1 protein-coding gene is annotated in these 4,897 nt (G+C 75.1%); it reads right to left on the bottom strand.

The window, feature by feature from the left end:
- Window positions 1-4,897 (bottom strand): SDR family NAD(P)-dependent oxidoreductase (locus MXD95_RS07385; protein ID WP_250639794.1); only part of this gene is annotated, 4,897 nt, incomplete at both ends.

The following is a 4,897-nucleotide window of genomic DNA, read 5'->3' as shown; positions in this document are numbered from 1 at the left end:
GATCCCACCCACAGCGGCCGATCCGCGTCCCGGTCACGTCCGTAGGTGGCCAACAACGCCTGCGCCTCGATCGGATCGCCCAGTGCGGTGCCGGTGCCATGGCCGTCGACGGCGTCGATCTCCTCGGCGGCGAGGCCCGCGTCGCGCAGCGCCGCGTCGATCACCCGCTGCTGCGACGGGCCGTTCGGCGCGGTCAGCCCGTTGCTCGCCCCATCGGAGTTCACCGCCGACCCGCGCACCACCGCCCACACCGGATGACCGTGCCGGCGCGCGTCCGACATCCGCTCCACCAGCAGGACGCCCGCGCCCTCGGCCATGCCGAATCCGTCGGCGCCGGCACCGAAGGCCTTGCACCGTCCGTCGGCGGCGAGCCCGCGCTGCCGACTGAACTCGACGAAACCCCCAGGCGTCGACATCACCATGACGCCGCCGACCAGCGCCAGCGAGCACTCCTGCGACCGCAGCGACCGCACCGCCAGATGCAGCGCCACCAGCGACGACGAACACGCCGTGTCCACCGTCAGCGCCGGCCCCTCCAGCCCGAAGGTGTAGGCGAGACGACCGGATACGACACTGGCCGCGTTGCCGGTGGCCACGTAGCCCTCAGCGGTCTTCGGCGCGGCGGCCAGCAGCGACACGTAGTCCTGGCTGTTGGTGCCGACGAACACCCCGGTCTGGCTGCCCCGCAACGTTCCCGGCTCGATCCCGGCCCGCTCGAACGCCTCCCACGACGTCGTCAGCAGCAGCCGCTGCTGCGGGTCCATCGCCAACGCCTCCCGCGGCGAGATCCCGAAGAACGCCGGATCGAAGTGGCTGAAGCCGTCGACGAAGCCGCCCTCGCGGGCGTAGGACGTCCCCGGATGGTCGGGGTCCGGGTGGTAGAGGGCGTCGAGATCCCAACCCCGGTCCGCCGGGAACGGACCCACCCCGTCGCCGCCGGCCGCCACCAGCTCCCACAGATCCTCCGGCGAGCGCACCCCACCCGGATACCGGCAGCTCATCGCGACGATCACGATCGGGTCGTCGGCGGGAGGCGACGCGGGGCGGGCCGGGCCGCGCGGTGCGTCCGCGGCGCGGGCCGGCCGCACGCCGGATTGGACGTCGCCGAGCAGCTCGGTGCGCAGATACCCGGCCATCGCCACGGGGGTCGGGTAGTCGAAGACCAGCGTGGCGGACAGCCGCAGGCCGGCCGCGGCGGCCAGGCGGTTGCGCAGCTCGACCGCCGTCAGCGAGTCGAACCCGAGATCCCGGAACGGCCGCGTCGCGTCGACGGCCTCGGGCTGGGCGTGACCGAGCACGATCGCCGCCTGGGCCCGTACCAGGTCGAGCAGAGCCTGGGCCCGGTCGGCCTCGCCGAGACCGAGCAGCCGTCGGCGCAGCCCGTCGGCACCATCGGCTCGTACCTCGGCCGCGGCGGCCCGGCGAGCTGGCCGGACGAGACCACGCAGCGGCGCGGGGATGCCCCGGGTCGAGGCCTGCGCCCGGATCGCCGCCAGGTCGAACGCGGCCGGGACGACCATCGCGGTGGGCGCGCCGGCCGCCGCGTCGAACAGCGCCAGCCCCGCCTCGGCGTCGAGTGGCCGCAGCCCGCCGGTGTCCATGCGCCGCAGCGCAGTGTCGTCGAGGTGTCCGGTCATGTCGCTGCCCGGCGCCCATCGTCCCCAGGCCATCGACACCGCGAACAGGCCCGCGGCCCGGCGGCGCTCGGCGAACGCGTCGAGGAAGGCGTTCGCGGCGGCGTAGTTGCCCTGGCCCGGACCGCCAAAGGTCCCGGCGATCGAGGAGAACAGGACGAACGCCGCCAGGTCCCGCCCGGCGGTGAGGGCGTGCAGGTTGAGCACGGCGTCCACCTTCGGCCGCAGCACCTGGTCGAGCCGGTCGGGCGTGAGCGCCGTGACCACCCCATCGTCGAGCACACCGGCCGCGTGGACGACCGCGGTCAGCGGGTGTCCGGCCGGGATGGCGTCGATGACGGCGGCGAGCTGGTCGCGGTCGGCGGCGTCGCACGCGGCGAGCGTGACCGTGGCACCCAGCCCGCCCAGCTCCCGCGCCAGTCGGGCGGCGCCGGGCGCGGCGGACCCGCGGCGGCCGACCAGCACGAGGTGGCGCGCGCCGTGGACCACGACAAGGTGCCTGGCCACGAGCGCCCCCAGCGTCCCGGTGGCCCCGGTGATCAGCACCGTGCCCGCCGGATCCCACCCCGCGACCGACGAGGCGGGCGGAGCGGTCAGAACGATCTTGCCGATGTGGCGGGCCTGGCTGAGGAAGCGGAACGCCTCCGGTGCCCGGCGGATGTCGACGAACCGCGTCGGCAGTGCGCTGAGCACACCCCGCTCGAACAGCGCGAGAATCTCGGCGAACAGCTCCTGGACGCGCCCGAAGCCGGCCTCCATCAGCTCGAACGCGCGGTAACGCACCCCGGGATGGTCCGCGGCGACGACCACCGCATCCCGGACGTCGGTCTTGCCCATCTCCACGAACGCGCCACCGCGCGGCAGCAACCGCAGCGAGACATCGACGAACTCGCCGGTGAGCGCGTTGAGGACCACGTCGACACCCGCCCCGCCGGAGCCGGCGCGGAACCGGTCGGCGAAATCCAGGTCCCGGGAGGAGGCGAGATGATCGTCGTCGATCCCCATCGCCCGCAGGACATCCCACTTGCCGGGACTCGCCGTCGCGTACACCTCGGCGCCGAGATGACGGGCCAGCTGGACGGCGGCCATCCCGACGCCGCCGGCCGCCGCGTGCACGAGCACCGACTGCCCGGCGCGCAGCCCGGCGAGGTCGACGAGCCCGTGGTAGGCGGTCAGGAAGACGACCGGCACGGACGCGGCCTGGCCGAACGTCCAGCCGGCGGGGACGCGGGCGAGCATCCGCCGGTCGGTCACCGCCAGCGAGGCGAAGGAGCCGGCGAACAGCCCCATCACCGCGTCCCCCGCGGCCAGGTCCGTCACGTCCGGGCCGACCTCCACGACCACCCCGGCACCCTCGATGCCCAGCGGACCCGCGTCGCCGGGGTAGAGCCCGAGGGCGTTCAGCGCGTCCCGGAAGTTCAGCCCGGACGCCCGCATCCGGACCCGGACCTCCAAGCCCGCCAACGGTCGGGAGGCCGGCGGGTGGGGCAGCAGCGCCAGGTTCGCGAGGGTGCCCTTACCGGTGCTTTCCAGCCGCCAGGCGTCCGCCGCCGGTGGGTTGAGCGTGTCGCCGCCCCCGGTGCGCCGCAGCCGGCCGACCCGGGCCTCGCCCCCGCGGATCACGATTCGCGGCTCGTCGGCGGCCAGCGCCGCCACCGCGGTGGGCAGTAGCCGCCACGACGCCGGCTCGGCGTCGAGGTCGACCAGCGCGAAACGGTCCGGGTGCTCCGAGCGAGCGGACAGGAACAGGCCCCACACCGCCGCCGATCCGGGATCGCCGGGCGGGTCGCCGAACCCGGCCGCGACGGCTCCCCGACTCACCAGGACCAGCCGGCAGGAGGCGAAGCGGTCGTCGGCGAGCCACTGCCGCGCCAGCCGCAGCGCGTGACCGGTGGACGCCCGCACGTCCTCGGCCCGGACGCCCCCCGCCTGATTGTCTCCGGCCAGGCCGGCACCCGGGTTCAGGGACGGGCAGGGCGCGAACACCACCGCGGGCAGGGGTGCCCCGGCCTCGATGGCGGCCGACAACGCCGGTAGATCGACGTGATGCTCGACGGTGACGCCGCCTCCCGCCAGCCCCGCCAGCCCCGCCAGTTCCGCCAGTTCCGGCAACCCCGGCCTGATCGCCGCGTCGGCGCCGAGGACCGCCCAGGTGGACGGGACCGAGTCCGCGCCGGCAGGCCCACCCGTGCCGGCAGGCCCATTCGTGCCGGCGAGCGGCACCGTGACCCAGCCGAACTCGTACAGGTCATCCACCGCGGCCGAGCCACCAGCGGGGCGCGCCGAATCGACCGCCCGCAGCACGAGCGACTCGATGGTGGCCACCGGCTGACCGTCCGTGTCGGTGAGCCGCAGGCTGATCGCGTCGCGGCCAGCCGGTGCCAGTCGCACCCGCAGCGTGGTGGCACCGGCGGCATGCAGGCTGATGCCGCTCCAGGCGAACGGCAACCGGGTCTCGTCGTCGCGCTCGCCGGGGTTCGGCAGTCCGCCGAGCGCCATCGCGTGCAGGGCCGCGTCCAGCAGCGCCGGGTGCAGCCCGAACGAGCCGGCGTCCGGTCCGTGCTCGGCTGGCAGGCTCACCTCGGCGAGGACCTCGTCTCCCCGCCGCCAGGCGGCGCGCAGCCCCCGGAACACCGGGCCGTAGGCGAAGCCGACCGCGGCCAGGTCGTCGTAGAGGCTCTCGTGACCGATCGGCTCGGCCCCGGCCGGTGGCCAGGCCCCGGTGTCGATCGACGGCGTCCGGGTGTCCACCGCGAGCAGGCCGGACGCGTGTCGCCGCCAGGCCCGGTCAGCGGCACCGGCACCGGCACCGGCGGCATCGGGATGGGAGAAGAAGGACACCGCGCGACGGCCGGAGTCGTCGGCGGGATCAACGGTCACCTGGATCCGGACGGCGCCCGAGACGGGCAGGACCAGCGGGGCCGCGATGGTCAGGTCCTCCACCCGCCCGCAGCCGACCTGCGAGCCGACGTGGACGGCGAGTTCCACGAACGCCGCACCCGGCAGCAGCACCGTGCCCGCCACGGCGTGGTCGGCGAGCCAGGGATGCTCGGCCAGGGAGAGTCGGCCGGTGACCAGCAGGCTGTCGGAGTTCGCCACCGTGACGGCGGCGCCGAGCAGAGGATGGTCGGCCGTGTCCAGCCCGGCGGCGGCGACGTCGGTGGCCCCGGGCCCCGCCGGTTCCAGCCAGTACCGCTGTTCCTGGAAGGCGTAGGTGGGCAGGTCGACCCGCCTCGGCTGCGCCTCGAACACCGGCGCCTCGA

Origin of the sequence: Frankia sp. AiPa1, from assembly GCF_023243075.1 — a bacterium.
Taxonomy (GTDB): domain Bacteria; phylum Actinomycetota; class Actinomycetes; order Frankiales; family Frankiaceae; genus Frankia.
The sequence above is the reverse complement of the archived record's forward strand: the minus strand, read 5'-3'. Positions and strand labels throughout refer to the sequence as shown.